This window comes from Corallococcus sp. AB030 (assembly GCF_003668965.1).
Classification (GTDB): Bacteria; Myxococcota; Myxococcia; order Myxococcales; family Myxococcaceae; genus Corallococcus; species Corallococcus exiguus.
Window position 1 is genome coordinate 1 of record NZ_RAWQ01000228.1, and the last position, 16225, is coordinate 16225.

Genomic DNA, 16225 nt, shown 5'->3' on the forward strand with positions numbered 1-16225 from the left:
TGAGCGTCTCGTGGGCTCGGAGATGTGTGTAAGAGACAGGGCGGATAGAGGGACCCGGGGCGCGTGTCCGGCGCGCGGGGCGCGTTCCACGCGGGACGGGGCTTCGCGGACCTGCGTGCCCGCGTTCTTGGAGGAGCGGGCGTGGTCCTCGGGGGTGGGCGCGGCGGTGGCGGCCTTGCGCGACGCTGGGGCTTCGGGCTCCGCGTCCGGCGGGAGCGATGCTCCGAAGGCCGTGGTCATTTCGCGCGGAGGCGCCGTGGCGGCTCGCGGCTTGCGGTCGGGCGCGGAGGCTGCGGCGTCCGGTGTCGGGCCGGGTTCCTGGGCCGAGCCGCCGCGAGACGGCTTCGCGGCCCGAGACATGCCGCTGGGAGCGGGGGCGGACTCCGCGAGGGAGACAGGGCTCTCCGCTGGCGCCTTCGCGGCGCGACGGGGTGGCTCCGCTTCCGGTGGCGTGCTCGCGACCGAGACGTGACGGCCGGACGGCGCCTTCGGCTGGCGCGTGGCGTCCGCGCTGGATGCCGTTGCGCCTACGGGAGCGTGACGACCGGACGGAGCCTTCGGCTGGCGCGTGGCGTCCGCGCCCGGCGCTGAGCTACCAACCGGCGCGTGGCTGCCGGACTGGACCTTCGACTGGCGTGCGGCTTCCGTAGGGACCGGTGCGGTTCCTACCGGGGCATGACGTCCCGAGGGCGCCTTGGGTTGCCGAGGTGCTTCCGTGGAGGACGATGCGGCGCTCGCTGGAGCGTGACGTCCCGAAGGGGCCTTGGGCGGGAGGTCGACCTCCGCGCCCGGCACTGTATCCGCGAGGGACACAGGGCTTCCCACCGGAGCCTTCCCGGATACGGGGCGGCGCGGCGCTTCCGTTCCCTGGGCGGTGTCGCCTACCGACGCGTGCCGTCCTGAAGGGGCCTTGGCGGCGCTCGCGACCGGAGCATGGCTTCCCGAGGGGGCCTTCCCAGGCTGCGACGCGGATGGAGACGCTCCCGCGCCTCGCTCTGACTCCTTCCGCGACGCGCGCTCGGCCGTGTCACTCCGAGCCCCCACGCGCCCTCGCTTCTTGTTGCCAGGAGCCGCTTCGAGTTCCTCGCCTGCCGTGTTCGTCGAGCCGACTTGCGCTGCCGCGTTGCCGCGTCCCTTGCGCGAAGTCGCGCTGGCACCTGAAGCCCCGGCCGAACGCTTCTCCGATGCGTTGGCGGACGCGGCCTCCTCCGCCTGGAGCAGCGACGGGACATCCGTGTTGGATGTCACCTCGTCGGACAGGTCCTTGCGCTGTTTCGCAGCAGGCACCCGGCCCGTGGCGACCGGCGGAGCGACGAGCACCGACGGCGGCGGCACCCCGCCAGCCTGCGAGGACGCCGGACGCGTGGGCTCCGGCGACGGCGGACGGGCGCGCTGCTCGCGGGACTTGCGCAGACTGTCGGCGCGGCGCGCGTAGAGGCGGGCCTTCTCGGTGTTGTTCAGCACCTCGCGGCAGAAGAGCGCGAGCCGCTCCCACGTGTGCTGTCGCTCCTCGTCCTCCTCCGTCGCGGTGGCCGCGTTCTCCAGCGCCCAGGCGGCTTCGCCAAATTGCTCGCGCTCGGTGCAGCGGTCGGCGAGCAGCAGCCAGGCTTCCTTGTGCCCCGGCTCGAAGCGCACGGCCTGGCGCAGCTCCGCCAGGGCCGCGCCCGCGTCGCCCATCGCCTCCAGTGTGGCGATGCGCTCCAGGTGCGCCTTGCGCGCGGCCGGCCCCCGAGGCTCGCGGGCGAGCTGCGCGTGCAGCAACGCACTCAGCGCGGGCAGGTCTCCCAGGCGGCGCGCGAGCGCCAGCAGGTGCTCCCGGGGTTGCTCATTGTCCGGGCTCTCCGCGAGCACTTCCGCCCAGGCCCACTGCGCGATGCGCAGGTCTCCCAGGGACTCCTCCGCGGTCTTCGCGAGCACCCGCAGCGCCTCCAGGCGATCCGGCGCGCGGCGCGGCGCGGCGGCACAGGCGGCGCGCAGCCGCTCGACCTGGGCGAAGCGCTCGTCGTCGGAGACGCTGCGCACCAGCCCCGCGAGCACGGGCAGCATTCCGGCCACGAGCGCATCCGCCGCCTCGAAGTCCTCGCGCGCCTTCGCGGGGTTGCCCATGTTCAGCTGCCGCTCGCCTCGAGTCAGCAGGGCCACGGCGCGGGCCCGCGAGGTCCTCGCCCGGGAGATCGCGTCATCGAGCGCACGGCGCACGAGCGAGGCGTCCTCCCGCTGCGACAACAGCCGGACCTGTTCACGCAACGCGGTGCGCTCACCGGTCAGCTCGACGATCTCCCGGTACATGCGCGCGGCGCCCGCGGAGTCCTGGAGCTCGTTCTCCATCACCTCCGCGAGCCGAGTGAGGGCTTCGGCGCGCTCGGGTGCGTCCTTCGCGCGGTCCGCGCGCTTGAGGTACAGCTGGGCCAGTTCGCGCCAGGCACTGCGCGCGATGAGCTGGGCCTCCTGACGCTGGGACTGGGCCCGCTCCGAGCCCTCGTCCGCGGTGCGTGCCGAAGCAGGTGCATCCGAAGCCGGGGACTCGGAGGGCTTCACCGAGGGGACGCGCGTGGAGTCGCGCCGGGGCGCGGCGGGGGCGGCCTGCGCGGTGGAATCCGCCTGCGGGAAGACGACTTCCGAAGTCGATTCCTCCTCGTCGAACGCGGGCTTCGAAGTGGCGGGGACCAGCACGGAAGCCCGTCGCGGAGCGGATGGCTTCCCATCACGGGACTGCGTTGACGCGGAAGCGCCCTTCTCCGCTTCGGCACGCTCGGGCGGGATGATCTCCGAGGTCGCCTCGTCGTCGTCGAACGCCATCGCTGGCGCACCCGGCACCAGCACCGCGACAGGCGAACGCGACTCCATCCGCTCCGATGCCGACGCGTCAGGAGCGGAGGTCTTCGAGGGTGCCGCCGTTATCGCGGCCGGGGTCTCCTCGGATGGATTCCGTGGCGCGGGCTTTTCGTCGAGTGCGGCATCGGCAGGCGGCGCTTCCTCGAGCTTCTTGCCGAAGACCTGCGTCGATTCGAATACCGGCGAGGCGGGTGGCGCGGCAGCAGGCGTCGACACCTCAACCTTCTCATCGGGTGTCCGCACCGCATCCGACGACGACGCTTCGGTCGTCGACGCAACGGCCTTCACTTCGGACGCTGCCGCCGTGTCCGGGAGCAGTGGCGTCTGCGTCTCACTCGAGGATGCTGCTCCACCGACGTGCTCGGCAGCCTCCGCTGACGACGGTGCCGTTTCGATGCGCTCAGGCGCCTTTGCCGAGCCCGACAACATCAATGCGCTCAACGCCGCGATGACGTGTTCAGGCACGGTCGCGGACGGCGATGCACTTGACGGTGCGACGACGGACGCGGACGAATCCGAGGCGTTCCCTGACGACGAAGCATTCGATTCGCCAGCAGCGCTCTCCACCCGAGGCGCTTCATCCACGGCCGACGATGCACCCGAGGCCGCAGCGGCTGACGCCGGAATGTCAGACGCCCCCACGACCGCGGCGCCAGGGCGCACCGTGTCCGGTGCCTCCTCGCCAGCCTCCTGCTCGACGACCACCGGCTCCGGAACGGTCCTCGCGCCCCTCGGCGGCGTCACCACCCGGGCCTTGCCCGGCCCGTCGTCATCCCAGGGGAACTCCGGCCCTCGCGACGCCGGCCGTGCCTGTTCCGCCCACTCACCCAGCGGGACCTGCACCGTGGCGGCCCGGGGAGCCCACGCTGGCGCGGCCGGCACCGAAACCACCGGCATCTCCACCACCGTGTTGCCCAGCTCTGGATCCGACAGCGCCAGCGCGGACACCTCCACGGTCTTCGTCCGGGACTCCTCGTCCTCCGCCGGGAGCTGCGGCGACGGCACCGACTTCGCCTTCGCCACCCGCTCGCGCAGCACGTCGAGCACGAAGCGGGCCCTGGCGTCGTCGGGCGCGTCCATCAACAACCCGTTGAGCACCGCCGCGGCGCGCGCTTCCTGTCCCGTGCGCCGCAACACCCGCGACAGCTGACGGCGGACCTCGCGGCGCACCTCGCCCCGCTCCGTCACCATCGCCGCGTCCAGCAGGGTGATGACCGCGCGCTCCGTGCCCGCCTTCAGCGCGCACCGGACCAGCACCGCCGCGAGCCGGGGCGTCATCGGGAGAGAACGGCTGGCGGACACCAGGCCGGAATACGCCCGCGCCGCCTGCCCCTCCTGGAGCAGCCGAGCAGCGTCCCGGCAGATCCGGGCCACCGCGCCTCGCACGTCCTCTCCTCGCGAGCCCAGCTCCGGTCCGCGAAGGGAGGGCTCCGGCGTCCGTGGGCCCTTGCCGTGTCTCCCGCCACCCATGAAGCCCCCAGTCTACACACGATGCGCGCGACGGGGGCATCCTGTCCGCCAGCACAGGGCCCGGGTTTTCCAGGTTCTCAGGACGCGTCCGCGGCCACGATGGGCCCCTCCGGAATGCGCACGCCCGCCGACTCGAAGAACGCCCGCATGTCGTCCGGCACCGGCGCCTCCAACCGCAGCGGCTGGCCCGTGCGCGGATGCCCCAGCTCCAGCGCGTGCGCGTGCAGCAGGCAACGCGGCGCCATCAGGCCCCCCGCGCTCCCCTCGCCGCCATAGCGCGAGTCCCCCAGGATGGGGTGCTCCAGCGCCGTCAGGTGCGCCCGGAGCTGGTGCGTGCGGCCCGTCCGGGGCAGCAGCTCCACCAGGCTGAACGCCTCCCCCGCGAACAGCGCCCGGTAGTCCGTCCACGCGGGCACGCCATTGGCCGCGCGGGTCGCCCGCCAGCGCCCCGGCCGCGATGGGTCCTTCGACAGGGGCAGGTCCACCGTACCGCCCGCCGGAAGTCCCGGACCCGTCGCCGCGAGGTACCGCTTGCGCGCGGTGCCCTCCCGGAACGCCTCGGCCAGCGCGGAGGTGGCGGCGGCCGTCTTGCCGAACACCGTCACCCCGGAGGTCTCCCGGTCCAACCGGTGCACCAACCCCGCCTGCCGACCCAGGTACTCACTCACCAGGTCCACCAGGCTTCCGCCCACGCGGCCTTCCGTGGGCTGCGCGTTCAGGCCCGCGGGCTTGTCCACCGCGATGACGTCCGCGTCCTCGAACAGCACGCGCAGGGGGACCGTGGGCTTCGGGACCTCCAGCGGGCTCTGCCCTGCCTCCTCCAGCACCACCGTCACCACCTGCGCGGCCTGGAGCTTCACGGCCCCGTCCCGCGCGCGCCGCCCCGCCACGTACACGGCGCCCACGTCCACCAGCCGCCGCACGTCCGCCACCGGCAGCGCCAGCTCCGCCGCCACCGCCTCCACCAGGGCCCGCCCCACGTGCGCCCCTTCCGCCCGGAACGTCCGGCGCTTCATCGCGCGCCGCCCCTTTCGAGGAGGGACTCCAGGGGGGCATGCGGCCGGGCAACGGAGGCGAAGGACATGGCGAGACACTCTATGCGCGTGCTCCCTGCCCTGACGCGGGCTTCCTGTTACCTTCCGCGCCGCCATGGACCGCCCCCTGCTCTCCGTCCGGTCGCGGCTGGATGATTTCCTCGCCGAGTTGGCCACCCTCCAGTACCGCTACGGCGCCGGACTCTCCCCGGACCTCCCTGTCGCACGCCTCTACACATCCTTCCCGGAGCTGTCCTCGCCGGAGACCTTCGCCGCCGCCAACGAGGCGCTCGCCCGTGCGCAAGGCAAGGACGACCCCGTCGCCGTCCGCCGCATCCGGCTGGTGCGCGAGCTCATCGCCACCCAGGTGGAGGAGTCGCTCGCCCTGCCCGCGGCGGACGCCGTCGTCGCGTTGGAGGCCCGCTCCCACATCCCCGCGGACGACACGACGCTGTCCCTCGCCCAGGCCCTGTCCCAGATTCCGCGCGAGTCCAGCCGCTCCCGCCGCGCCCTCCTGGAGCGCGGCGCCGGCAACTTCCTCTGGGACCACCGGGGTCCGTACGGCGACCGGCGCGACGCCACCCTCCAGGCCGCGGAGGTGCTGGGCTTCCCCGACTACCCCTCGCTGCGCCAGGACGTCACCGGCATCGACGCGGGCAAGCTGGCCGAGGCCGCGGAGGAGACCCTCAAGCGCACCGAGGACGCCTACCGCGACGTGCTGGCCTACGTGCTGCGCAAGCTGGAGCCCACCCTGCGCCCGCTGCCCGGCGGCGAGGCGCGGCGCCATGACGTGCAGCACGCCCTGCGCGCCCCGTGGATGGACGCGCACTTCCGCCGCGAGGACACCGTCCCCGCCGTGATGCGCTGGCTGTCCGACTGGGGCCTCCACCCCGAGGCCGGCGGCCGCATCCGCCTGGACGACGAGTCCCGCCCCGGCAAGGCGTCACGCCCCTTCGTCGCCGCCGTGCGCGTGCCCGACGAAATCCGGCTGGTCATCCAGCCCCGCGGCGGCATGGACGCGCTGGGCGACCTGCTCCACGAGCTGGGCCACGCGTGGCACCTGGCCCACGTGGACGCGGACGCCCCCATGGAGCTGCGCCGCCTGGGCGACGCCTCCGTGACGGAAGCGTACGCCGCCACCTTCGAGCGGCTGCTGTTGTCCCCGCCCTGGCTCAAGCGCTACCTGGGCCTGCCGTCCGGCACGACGAAGGACGTCGTGCGCATGGGCGCCTTCCAGGCCCTGGCCGTGCTGCGCCGCCACTGCGCGAAGCTGTCCTACGAGCTGTCGCTCAGCACCAAGGGCGCCTCCGCCGACCGCGCGGACGAGTACGCCGACGGCCAGCGCCGCGCACTCTTCGCGCAGCCGCACCCGGGCTTCTTCCTGCACGACGTGGACTCGCAGCTCTACGTCACCCGCTACCTGCGGGCGTGGGCCCTGGAGACCCGGCTCACCGCGCACCTGCTGGAGCGGTTCAACGAGGACTTCTGGCGCAACCCCTCCGCCTTCACCTGGCTCAAGGGGCTTTTCGCGCGCGGCGGTGCCGCCGACGCGGAGGGACTGGCCACGGAGGTCTCGGGCACGCCGCTGGCGCTGCCCGAGGCGGGAGCGCGCCTCGTGGCCATCCTCAACCAGTAGGGAGTACGGCCCCCTACTTCTTCTTGGCGCGCAGCGCGCGGACGATCTTGTCCTTCGCCGCGTTGGCCGGAGCCTCGCGGGTGGGGACCGCGGCGGGCGCCTTGGTGGCCTTGGCCGCCGTGCGCGCGCGCATCGCCTTCATCAGCTGCATCTCGATGACGAGCAGCTCATCCGCCAGCTCCGCGTTCGCACCCGCGGCGCGGGGCAGCGGCGCGCTCTTGCTGGGAGCGCCCGCGCCATGGCGCATGCGCAGGGCCTTCTCCTCCTCGGCCGTCAGCGTGGTGGACTTCTCCAGCGCCGCCTTGACCTCTTTCGCGGTCAACGTGCTACTTCCGACCTTGCGCTCCATCTCCGCTCCCTTCGTTGTGCACGCCTGAACACCCGAGCATGTCAGATGCGTCTGGGCCGCAACCGACGAGGATTGTAGAGGACGCAAGAGGGCCGTCAAAATTTCTTCCAACAGGCCGCTGCCAGTCTGTAGCGACCCGCCCCACCCGCTACAGCTACAGGTGCATCCCCAGACCCAGGAACGTGGAGCGCAAGCTCTGTCGCTCCCCGGAGAAAGGGGAGCCCCTGGCGGAGAAGTTCTGGTAGCGCGCCTCGGCGGAGAGGAAGAGGTTCTCTCCCAGCTCCACCCCCACGCCGCCGCACAGCTCGAAGCCCAGCTGGAGCACCCGGCTGCCCAGCGCGTCCGGGGCCACCGGCTGGGGGCGTGAGTGGGGCACCAGCATGCTGGCCCCCACTCCCAGGAAGGGCCGCACCCGGGTGTCCCCCAGGGGCACGACGCGCACGGACATGGGCGTCACCTCCGTCAGGTGCCGGCTGGACGCCAGGTGGCCGCCCACCTCCAGCACCGCCCCCGGCTTGCGGTATGCCCAGCCCAGGCCCGCGCTGTAGCCCACCGTGCGCACCTCCTCCGTGTCGCCCTGGAGCACGTAGGCCCCCAGCGGCGCGACGGTGATGCCCAGGTTGCGGACGGGTTCGGCGAGGGCCGGGGTCGCCAGGAGTGCGAGCCCGGCACATGCCAGGGGGAGGGCGGAGCGGAACATGGCCTCCCGTGAGAGCAAGGCCAGGGCCAGGGGGATTCCCCAGCAGCGTCAGGCACTTGCGGGAAGGCCCGGGCGGGGGCGGCGGCCCGTGCAGGACACGGCCGTCACAGCCCCCGAGGGCCGCGCTCCCCTCCCGAGCCGCCAGGCCGGAAACCGTAGGGCTTCCAACGGCCTGGAGGCTCGGATGAGCGCAGCGGGGTTGAGTCAGTTGCCCTCGGCCTCGTCTTCCGGCTCGGGGGCGCCGGCCGCGGCGCCTGGAGTGGCGGGTGAGTCCCCGGCCTTGGTGCGCGGGATGCCGAAGTGGTCCATGGCGTCCGCGATGCCCTGGGGCTTGTCCGCGTCCGGCAGGAAGTCCTGGGGCGGCTGCAGCGCGGGGTCCTTGCCAATCTCCGTCAGGGAGGACTCCAGCGTCATACGCAGCTCCGCGGCCTCCGGGGTCTTCTCCTGGGGCACGCCGATGCGCCCGTCCAGCCGGGCCTTGAGGACGACGGAGGTCACCGAGTCCACCAGCACCTCGCCCTCCAGCGAGCGCGGCAGCCGGTGCGAGAAGAAGTTGGCGCGGCGCTTCGTCGTCTCGTCCGCGTTCTTGGGCGTGAAGGCGGCGGGCATCTTCTTCGGCGTGCCGCCCTCCAGGGGCGAGCCCAGGGACACGTTGTACTTCCACGCGGTGCGCCCCTCGTGGGTGACGGTGCCCGCGGGGGTGAGCTTGATGCGGCCCTGGAAGAGGCTGTCGAAGTCGCGGATGGCGCCCGTCAGCTCCGTGCGGGTGCGCTCGGCCATGCCGCGGTCGCGCAGGCGCTGGCGGTACGGGCCGTAGCGGTTGCGGGCGAACACCTGCCCCTTCACGCGCATCACCTCCAGGCCCTGGTCCCGGGAGTTCTCCAGGACGCCGTGGAAGTCGCCGTTGACGCCCCCGGGGCCCGCGCGGAAGGAGCGCGTCTCCGTGAGCTTCACGGGGTTGTTCCCGTTGGGGCCGGCCCACTCGTAGCTGAGGGTGGACTGGAAGAAGTGCGGGCCCAGCCGCTCGGTCACCTCCGCGGCGTCCATGCCCAGGATGCGGCGGGAGACCTGGGGGTTGTCCGCGACGTCCTCCGGCGGCAGCTTCTCCTTCGCCGAGGCCACCACCTTCGGAGGGTCCTCCGCCGAGAAGATGCGGGCCTTGGCCGCCTTGTCGACGGGGTCTGAGCAGCCAGTGGCTGCCAGGACCAGGGCGAGGGCGGCGGACTTCGACAGACTTCTCACGGAACCTCCACGACCACGACGGCGGGGGCGGCAAGTTACGTGGGGGGGACAGGAGCGGCAAGCGGTGGCTTGCGTGCGGCCGTGCAAGGGATAGAACGCCCAACCCATGCAGAACCTGCGAGACAAGTTGTTGAAAGCGGGCCTCGTCTCCGAGGAGGAGGCCAAGAAGTCCGACTCCACGCCCTCGGCGCCAAGGCGCCAGGAGGACAGCCGGGGGAGCGCTCCACGCGCCCCGGCCCCTCGCGGACGTGATGAGAATCGGACAGCCGGAGGCCCGCCGCGCCGTGATGACCGCGGAGGTCCGCCGCGCCGCGAGGGCGGTGGCGGTCCGCCGCGAGGCGCCGGAGGTCCCACGCGCCACGGTGCGGGCGGTCCGCCGCGTCAGGGCGGCGGAGGCTTCCGGGGCGGTCCCCAGGGAGGGTTCGGCGCGAACGCGCGTCCGGGCACGCCCACGGAGAAGCCCATCCCCAAGCTGCCGCCCATGCCGGGCTCCAAGGCCTACCAGCGCGCCGAGTCCAAGAAGCAGGTGGAGCTGGACCGCGCCCTGCGCGAGCTGGTGCTCGGCGCCCAGGTGCCCCAGGAGCCGGGCGAGACGGCCTTCTACTTCATGACGCGCAAGGGAAAGCTGCGCCGCATGGAGCTGAGCCCCGCCCAGGCCAAGCAGTTGGAGGACGGCGAGCTGGGCGTGGTGGAGCGTCCGGAGCCCGCGCAGATCGAGCACTCGCTGGTGCCCTCCGCCGCGGCCGAGCAGATGTACGCGCTGTCCGCCAAGGCCGTGCGCTTCTTCAACCGCAAGGAGAACCCCGTCGGCTTCATGAACGACGAGGAGCTCAAGGCGCAGCAGGCCGCCGAGGCCTCCGGCACCGCGCCGGAAGTCGCCGACGAGCCCGAAGCCTCCGCGGAAGGTGCCGAGGAGGGCGAGGCGTCCGCCGAGGCCACCGCGTCCGAGCCGTCGTCCGAGTCCCCTGGCGAGCCTGCCTCCGAGCCGAACGGCGAAGGCAACCCCCAGTCCTGATGTTCCTTCCCGTGCCCTCCCCTCCTTCCCATCCGGGAGCGAGGGGAGGCGCGGCTTCCACCGGACGTCCGCGCTCGCCTCAGCCGAACGCGTCGATGCCGGTGATGGCCTTGCCCAGCACCAGCGTGTGCACCTCGTGGGTGCCCTCGTAGGTGAAGACACTCTCCAGATTCAGCATGTGGCGCACGGGCGGGTAGTCGTCCGTGATGCCATTGGCCCCGTAGATGCTCCGGGCCACGCGGGCGATGTCGAGCGCGCTCTTCACGTTGTTGCGCTTGGCCAGGCTCACCATCACGGGGTTGCTCTTGCCCTCGTCCTTGAGGCGCGCGAGCCGCAGGCTCAACAGCTGCGCCTTGACGATCTCCTGGAGCATGTCCGCCAGCTTCTCCTGCGTGAGCTGGTAGCCGGCGATGGACTTGCCGTCGAACTGCGTGCGGGACAGCGCGTATTCGCGCGCGCCCTCGAAGCACGCGATGGCCGCGCCCGTCACCGCGAACGCGATGCCCGCGCGCGCATTGTTGAGGCACGACAGCGGACCGCGCAGGCCCACGACGCCGGGCAGCACGTTGCGGTCCGGCACGCGCACGTCCTGGAAGGACAGCTCGCTGGTGCGTGACGCGCGCAGGGAGAACTTGCCGGGAATCTCCCGCGCGCTGAAGCCGGGCATCCCCTTCTCCACCAGGAAGCCGCGCACGGACTCCGGGCCGCCGTCGTCCGTCTTCGCCCACACCACCGCGACGTCCGCGATGGAGCCGTTGGTAATCCACGCCTTGGTGCCGTTGAGCACCCAGCTGTCGCCGTCCTTCCGGGCGCGGGCGCGCATGCCGCCGGGGTTGGAGCCGAAGTCGGGCTCGGTGAGGCCGAAGCAGCCGATGAGCTGTCCCTTCGCCATGCCCGGCAGGAAGCGCGTCTTCTGCTCCTCGCTGCCGAAGGCGTGGATGGGGAACATGCAGAGCGAGCCCTGCACGGACGCGAAGCTGCGCAGGCCGGAGTCACCGCGCTCCAGTTCCTGCAACACCAGGCCATAGCTGACGGTGTTCATGCCCGCGCAGCCGTAGCCCTGGAGGTTCGCGCCCAGCACGCCCAGCTCCGCCAGACCCGGGATGAGGTGCGCGGGGAAGGTGCCGTCGCGGAAGTGCTTGCCGATGATGGGCAGCACCTCCGCGTCCACGAAGCGGGCCACCGCGTCGCGAGCGGCCTTCTCCTCGGCGGACAGCAGGTCGTCGATGCGGAACAGGTCGGTGATTTCGGCGCGGGGCATGGCGGCGAGCTTGACGTCGCCATGCGGGAGCCGTCAAACCACCGGTGCCTCAGTGCGTCGCGGGCGCGAGCGCATCCAGGTCCGCGTCGCGCATGAAGTTGACCAGCGGACCGTCGATCTTCCGCTGGCCGTTCACCACCACGGTGGGCTTGAGGAAGAAGCTGTTGTTCCAGTTGAAGTCATGCAGCGCCTGTTCGGCGGTGTCGTTCCAGCTCCCATCCATGCGGCCGTCGTAGTACCCGAGCTTGTGCAGCACGCGCTTCACGACCTTCGCCGTCTCCTTGTCGAGCGAGATGAGGTCCGACGCGTACGGCGCCGCGACGCCCGCCTGGTAGCGGTTCATCTCCACGTCCAGCTCCTTCAGCGCGTGCTTGCTGCCGTGCACGACGGCGTCCGCGAGCACCTTCGTGTAGAAGACCGCTTCGTTCTCCGAGTTCCAGACGCGGATGACGCCGGAGCGCTCGCCGTTGTTGTCACCGCCCACCCTGGCCCCAGCCTTGAGCGACGCGAGCAGCCGCTGCGGCAGGCTGCCCGTGGCCTGCTGGAAGCCCGTCGCCATGGCGGCGCAGATGGTGGCGGTGGTCTGGTTGTTGGCCTGGACCACGAAGGTCGCGCCCTTCACCGCGCAGCGCTGCGAGGCGCTCTCCGCGCCGGTCTGCTGGCCCACGGTGATGGTGCCGTCGGGATTGAGCTTCACCGCGGCGAGCTGCCGGTAGTCCGCGTACGGATCCACGGTGAACACGTAGTCGACGGCGGCCTGGGCCGTGTCACCCGCGTCGGTGCGGGCGATGATCGCCTCGGCGTCATCCACCGAGGGATAGAACATGGAGGCCACCGCCACATCCGGGCGGCCGTAGGGCACCAGGCCACTGATGCCCGAGGGGAAGGAGATGCTGGCCACGCCGCACGACTTCTCCACGGCGTCGCACGCGACGATGGCGCGCGTGCCCAGGAGGCGCGGGTTGGCGCGGCCGGTGGGCGCCGCCGCGAGGGCGGACGTGGACGCGAACATCAGGCAGGAAGCGGCCAGCAGGCCACGCTTGAAGGACTTCATGTGCAGGGAACTCCGATGCAGTGGTTGATGTCTGGAAGAGTCCCCGGAAGCGCAATTGATGCATTTCGCCATGCACCTTCCGCCCGGTCCCGCGCGCAGGGCCCTATGCTGTCCGGCCATGGCAAACGAGACGACGAAGAGCGTGGTGGTGACGGGCGCCAGCCGGGGCATTGGCCGCGCGGTGTCCCTGGCGTTCGCGCGCGAGGGCTACGACGTCTGGGCGATGGCGCGCTCTGCGGAGTCGCTGGAGGCGCTGCGCAAGGAAGGCGGCGAGCGCATCCGCACGCTCACGGTGGACGTGGCGGATGAGTCCGCGTTGCTCGCGGCGTGCAAGACCGTGCTGGCTGCGGGCACGCCCCGGGTGCTGGTGAACAACGCGGGCATCACCGTGTCCGCGCCGCTGACGAAGACGTCCACGGCGGACCTGGCGAAGGTGATGGCCGTGAACGTGACGGCGCCCTTCCTGCTGTGCCGCGAACTGATGCCGGCGATGGCGTCCGCGGGCGGCGGCCGGGTCATCAACATCGGCTCCATCACCGCGACGCGCGGGGCGAAGTACACGTCCGCGTACTGCGCGTCCAAGCATGCGCTGCTGGGGCTGACGCGCGCGCTGTCGGTGGAGTACGCGCGCAAGAACGTCACCGTGAACATCGTGAACCCGGGCTGGGTGGAGACGGACATGTTCGCGGGCGCGACGGCCGCCATCACCAAGACGACAGGCCGCAGCGAGGAACAGGCCCGCGAGGCCCTGGCCGCGATGAGCGCCATGGGCCGCATCATCCAGCCGGAGGAGGTGGCCGCGATGTGCCTCTTCCTCGCGTCGGAGGCGGCGGCGCCCATCACCGGCGCGGCCTACGCCATCGACGGCGGCGAGGCGGCGTAGCGCCGGGCTCCCGCGCGCCGGGCCGTCACGTGCCTGGCGTCACCGTTCGAGTGGAGCAATACGCCGCGCGGCATCGCGGGCTCCCGCGCGCCGGGCCGTCACTGGCCCGACGCCTTCACGGCGTCACAGGCGGTACTGCTCCACGATGTTGCTGACCTCGTGGGACGCGGTGGTGAGGCGCGCGGCGGCCACGGCGCTCGTGGCCACGCGCTCCACCGTCTCATCCGCCAGCCGCGTCAGGTCGCTCAGCGCGGCGAACAGCTCCGCGATGCCCGCGTCCTGCTGGCTCACCATGTCCGCGATGCTCTTCACGGACACGCTGTTGTTCTGGATGACCTCGGCCAGCGCTCGCAGGCTCTCTCCCGCCGCGCGCGCCTGCTCCAGGCCACCTTCCACCTCGCGCGTGCCGCCCTCGCTCGTCTGCACCGCCTCGGAGATGGCGCGGCCGATGTCCGCCAGGATGGACTGCACGCGCGCTGTCGCCGTCGCGGACTGGTCCGCAAGGGAGCGCATCTGCCGGGCCACCACCGCGAACGCCCGGCCCGCCTCGCCGCTGCGCGCCGCCTCGATGGCCGCGTTCAACGCGAGCACGTTGGACTGGTCCGCCAGGTCCTTCACCGTGCCGGTGATGTCGCCCACCTGCCGCGTGCTCTGCCGCAGCTCCGACACCGTGTTGGAGATGCGCTCCACCTGCGAACGGATGTGCGTGAGCCCGCCCACGCTGCCCGCCACCGCGGACTCGCCCGCCTGCCCCACCGCGCCCGCCTTCTCCGCGTCGCGCAGCACGCCCGTGGCCCGCCGCGCAGCCGCCCGCGAGCTCTCCTGGAGCTGCCGCGCGGCGATCTGCGTCTGGTGCAGCGCCGCCGCCTGCCGCGTCACCGCCAGGTTCTGGTCCGACGCGGAGTTCGCCAGCTCCAGCGCCGTCGCCTCCAGCTCGTGCGCGGAGTTCTTCAGCGCCATCAGCACCGCGCGCAGCCGCGCCATCATGTCCCCGAAGGACAAGGCCAGCTGGCCAATCTCATCCTTGGAGTGGATGTCCAACGTGCTGCTGAAGTCTCCTTCCGCCACCACCCGCGCCGCCGCCGCCGTCAGCGCGCCCAGGGGCGCCATCATCCGGCGCACCAGCAGGAACACACCCCCGCCCGCAACCAGCGCCACGAACAGACCCAGCCCCAACACCTCCATCAGCGTGGCGCGCATCCGCGCCCACTCCGCCTGAGCGCCGCGCGCCAACACCAGCTCCAGGCCCTCGCCCACCTCCACCCGCGACACGTGCAGCGACACGCCGCCCACGTCCACCTCGGCGCCGTTCGCTCCGCCCGCACCCGCCGCGGCCAGCAGCGCCTTCGCCTGGACCGCGTGCACCGACCTCGCCACCAGCCGAGGCCCCGCGTGCAGCAACGCCTCCAGGTCCTCGCTCCCCTCGCCCAGGCGGCGCAGCTCCTCTCCGCCCAGCTCCGCGCCCACCACGAGGAAACCCACCGGCACGCCGTTGGACTGGAGCGGCTGCGCCACAGCGAACAGGGGCACTCCCGTGGCCGGCAGCACCACCTGCCCCTTCTGGCGCACCACCTTCTCGATGCCCGGCAGGGTCCGCTCACCGGAGGAGGCGAGCACCGTCCCGTCCACGCCCACCAGCGCCATCAGGTCCACGCCCAGCACCGTGCGGTGCTCGTTCAGCAGGGCGTCCGTCTCCGAATGGTCCTCCGCGAAGGCCGCCGTGAACGCGGGGTTGGCCGCCGCCACGCGCCCCAACTCCGTCAGCACGCGCAACTCCTGGTCCTTCAACGCCTGCCAGCGGGTCGCGTCCCGCGTCAGGGCGGAGGCCATTTCGGACTCCACGCGCGAGCGCAGCGACAACCCCATCAACGTCACGGTCAACAGCGTGAGGGTGATGACAACGGCGGTAAGGGCCGCGGTCAGGCGCGCGGCAAGGCTGAGCGTCATACGCAACGGGTGCTCGGAGGGGGGAGGGAGACGCGAGGGGGAGCCCCCAGATTAACCTGGAAGATGAGAAGGATTGAAGTCCCTGTTCAGGGTGACTCCCCTCCGTCCGGGCGGACCCATCGCGTCGGGTCGGCGGTCAGGACCGACCTGTGGGGTTCATCATCCGCGCACTCCCAGCGCGTGACGCGGTGGGTAGACGTTCAGGCCGCCACGCGCAGTACGACAGCGGTGATGTTGTCGCGGCCACCGGCCTCGTACGCGGCGGTCACGAGCGCGTCACACGCGGCCTGGGCGGAGGGAGCGTGCAGCTGCTCCTTCATCACCTCTGGACCCAGGGGCTCATACAGACCGTCCGAGCACAGGAGGAAGACATCCCCGGGCTGCGTCTCCAGCCACTGCACGGTGGGCTCCGCGTTCTCCGTGCCCAGGGCGCGGGTGATGAGGTGGCGCAGGTTGGCCGGATTGCCGGGCGGCTCGCGCCCCGCGGCGCGCAGCTCCTCGATGAGCGAGTGGTCGCGCGTGAGCGACTCCAGCTGGCCCTCGCGCAGGCGGTACAGGCGGCTGTCGCCCACATGGGCCACCGCCGCGCTGCGCTCCCCCACCGCGAGCGCCACCACCGTGGAGGCCATCTCCTTGAGCTTGCCCACGCGGCGCACGCGCAACGTGCGCTGGGCGAGCGCGGTGCACGCGGCCAGGTAGTTCTCCTCGCGACTTCGCGCGGGATCCACCGCGTCCGGCCAGGTGCCGTCGCGGTCGCGGTCCAGCCGGTCGCTGAACCCCGCGAAGGTGTCCACCACGC

The 16225-nt window shown here is 72.2% G+C and carries 12 protein-coding genes; 3 read left to right on the top strand and 9 right to left on the bottom strand.

The window, feature by feature from the left end; genetic code table 11:
* Together D7Y15_RS36680 and D7Y15_RS36685 are read right to left on the bottom strand one after the other, a co-directional pair.
* The coding region (locus D7Y15_RS36680; RefSeq protein ID WP_148712963.1) for a lipopolysaccharide assembly protein LapB at nt 1–4305 on the bottom strand (4305 nt) is incomplete at its 3' end.
* Nucleotides 4306–4382: 77 nt separating this feature from the next.
* The gene (locus tag D7Y15_RS36685) at nt 4383–5321 is read right to left on the bottom strand and encodes an RluA family pseudouridine synthase (RefSeq protein WP_121755476.1); all 939 of its coding nucleotides are present in this window, start codon (nt 5319–5321) and stop codon (nt 4383–4385) included.
* Between the two features lie 133 nt (nt 5322–5454).
* On the opposite strand from D7Y15_RS36685, the gene D7Y15_RS36690 reads away from it, so the two are divergent.
* Complete coding sequence (locus D7Y15_RS36690) at nt 5455–6975, top strand: peptidase M3 (RefSeq protein WP_121755477.1); 1521 nt, start codon at nt 5455–5457, stop codon at nt 6973–6975.
* A gap of 13 nt (nt 6976–6988) precedes the next feature.
* Here the strand turns inward: D7Y15_RS36690 and D7Y15_RS36695 are convergent, their stop codons facing one another.
* From D7Y15_RS36695 to D7Y15_RS36705, 3 genes are all read right to left on the bottom strand, one after another.
* Complete coding sequence (locus tag D7Y15_RS36695) at nt 6989–7324, bottom strand: hypothetical protein (protein ID WP_120575912.1); 336 nt, start codon at nt 7322–7324, stop codon at nt 6989–6991.
* Nucleotides 7325–7478: 154 nt separating this feature from the next.
* Nucleotides 7479–8024 (bottom strand): hypothetical protein, encoded by a 546-nt coding sequence (locus D7Y15_RS36700; RefSeq protein ID WP_121755478.1) that lies wholly within the window; start codon nt 8022–8024, stop codon nt 7479–7481.
* A gap of 204 nt (nt 8025–8228) precedes the next feature.
* On the bottom strand, nt 8229–9266 hold the full coding sequence (locus tag D7Y15_RS36705; protein WP_120575910.1) for a hypothetical protein: 1038 nt from the start codon (nt 9264–9266) through the stop codon (nt 8229–8231).
* 106 nt (nt 9267–9372) lie between these two features.
* Between D7Y15_RS36705 and D7Y15_RS36710 the strand changes: the two genes are divergently transcribed.
* On the top strand, nt 9373–10281 hold the full coding sequence (locus D7Y15_RS36710; protein ID WP_121755479.1) for a DUF2058 family protein: 909 nt from the start codon (nt 9373–9375) through the stop codon (nt 10279–10281).
* 79 nt (nt 10282–10360) lie between these two features.
* Here the strand turns inward: D7Y15_RS36710 and D7Y15_RS36715 are convergent, their stop codons facing one another.
* On the bottom strand, nt 10361–11542 hold the full coding sequence (locus D7Y15_RS36715; RefSeq protein WP_120575908.1) for an acyl-CoA dehydrogenase family protein: 1182 nt from the start codon (nt 11540–11542) through the stop codon (nt 10361–10363).
* Nucleotides 11543–11591: 49 nt separating this feature from the next.
* A complete protein-coding gene (locus D7Y15_RS36720) occupies nt 11592–12596 on the bottom strand; it encodes a DUF1028 domain-containing protein (RefSeq protein WP_121755480.1) in 1005 nt (334 codons plus the stop codon).
* A 118-nt stretch (nt 12597–12714) separates the two neighbouring features.
* On the opposite strand from D7Y15_RS36720, the gene D7Y15_RS36725 reads away from it, so the two are divergent.
* Nucleotides 12715–13479 (top strand): SDR family NAD(P)-dependent oxidoreductase, encoded by a 765-nt coding sequence (locus D7Y15_RS36725; protein ID WP_120575906.1) that lies wholly within the window; start codon nt 12715–12717, stop codon nt 13477–13479.
* A 123-nt stretch (nt 13480–13602) separates the two neighbouring features.
* Here D7Y15_RS36725 and D7Y15_RS36730 read toward each other — a convergent pair whose 3' ends face one another.
* Together D7Y15_RS36730 and D7Y15_RS36735 are read right to left on the bottom strand one after the other, a co-directional pair.
* Nucleotides 13603–15426 carry a methyl-accepting chemotaxis protein gene (locus D7Y15_RS36730; RefSeq protein WP_121755481.1) on the bottom strand — a complete coding sequence of 608 codons (1824 nt, stop codon included), beginning with the start codon at nt 15424–15426 and terminating at the stop codon, nt 13603–13605.
* A 200-nt stretch (nt 15427–15626) separates the two neighbouring features.
* A partial coding sequence (locus D7Y15_RS36735; protein WP_148712964.1) for a PP2C family serine/threonine-protein phosphatase occupies nt 15627–16225 on the bottom strand: 599 nt, incomplete at its 5' end.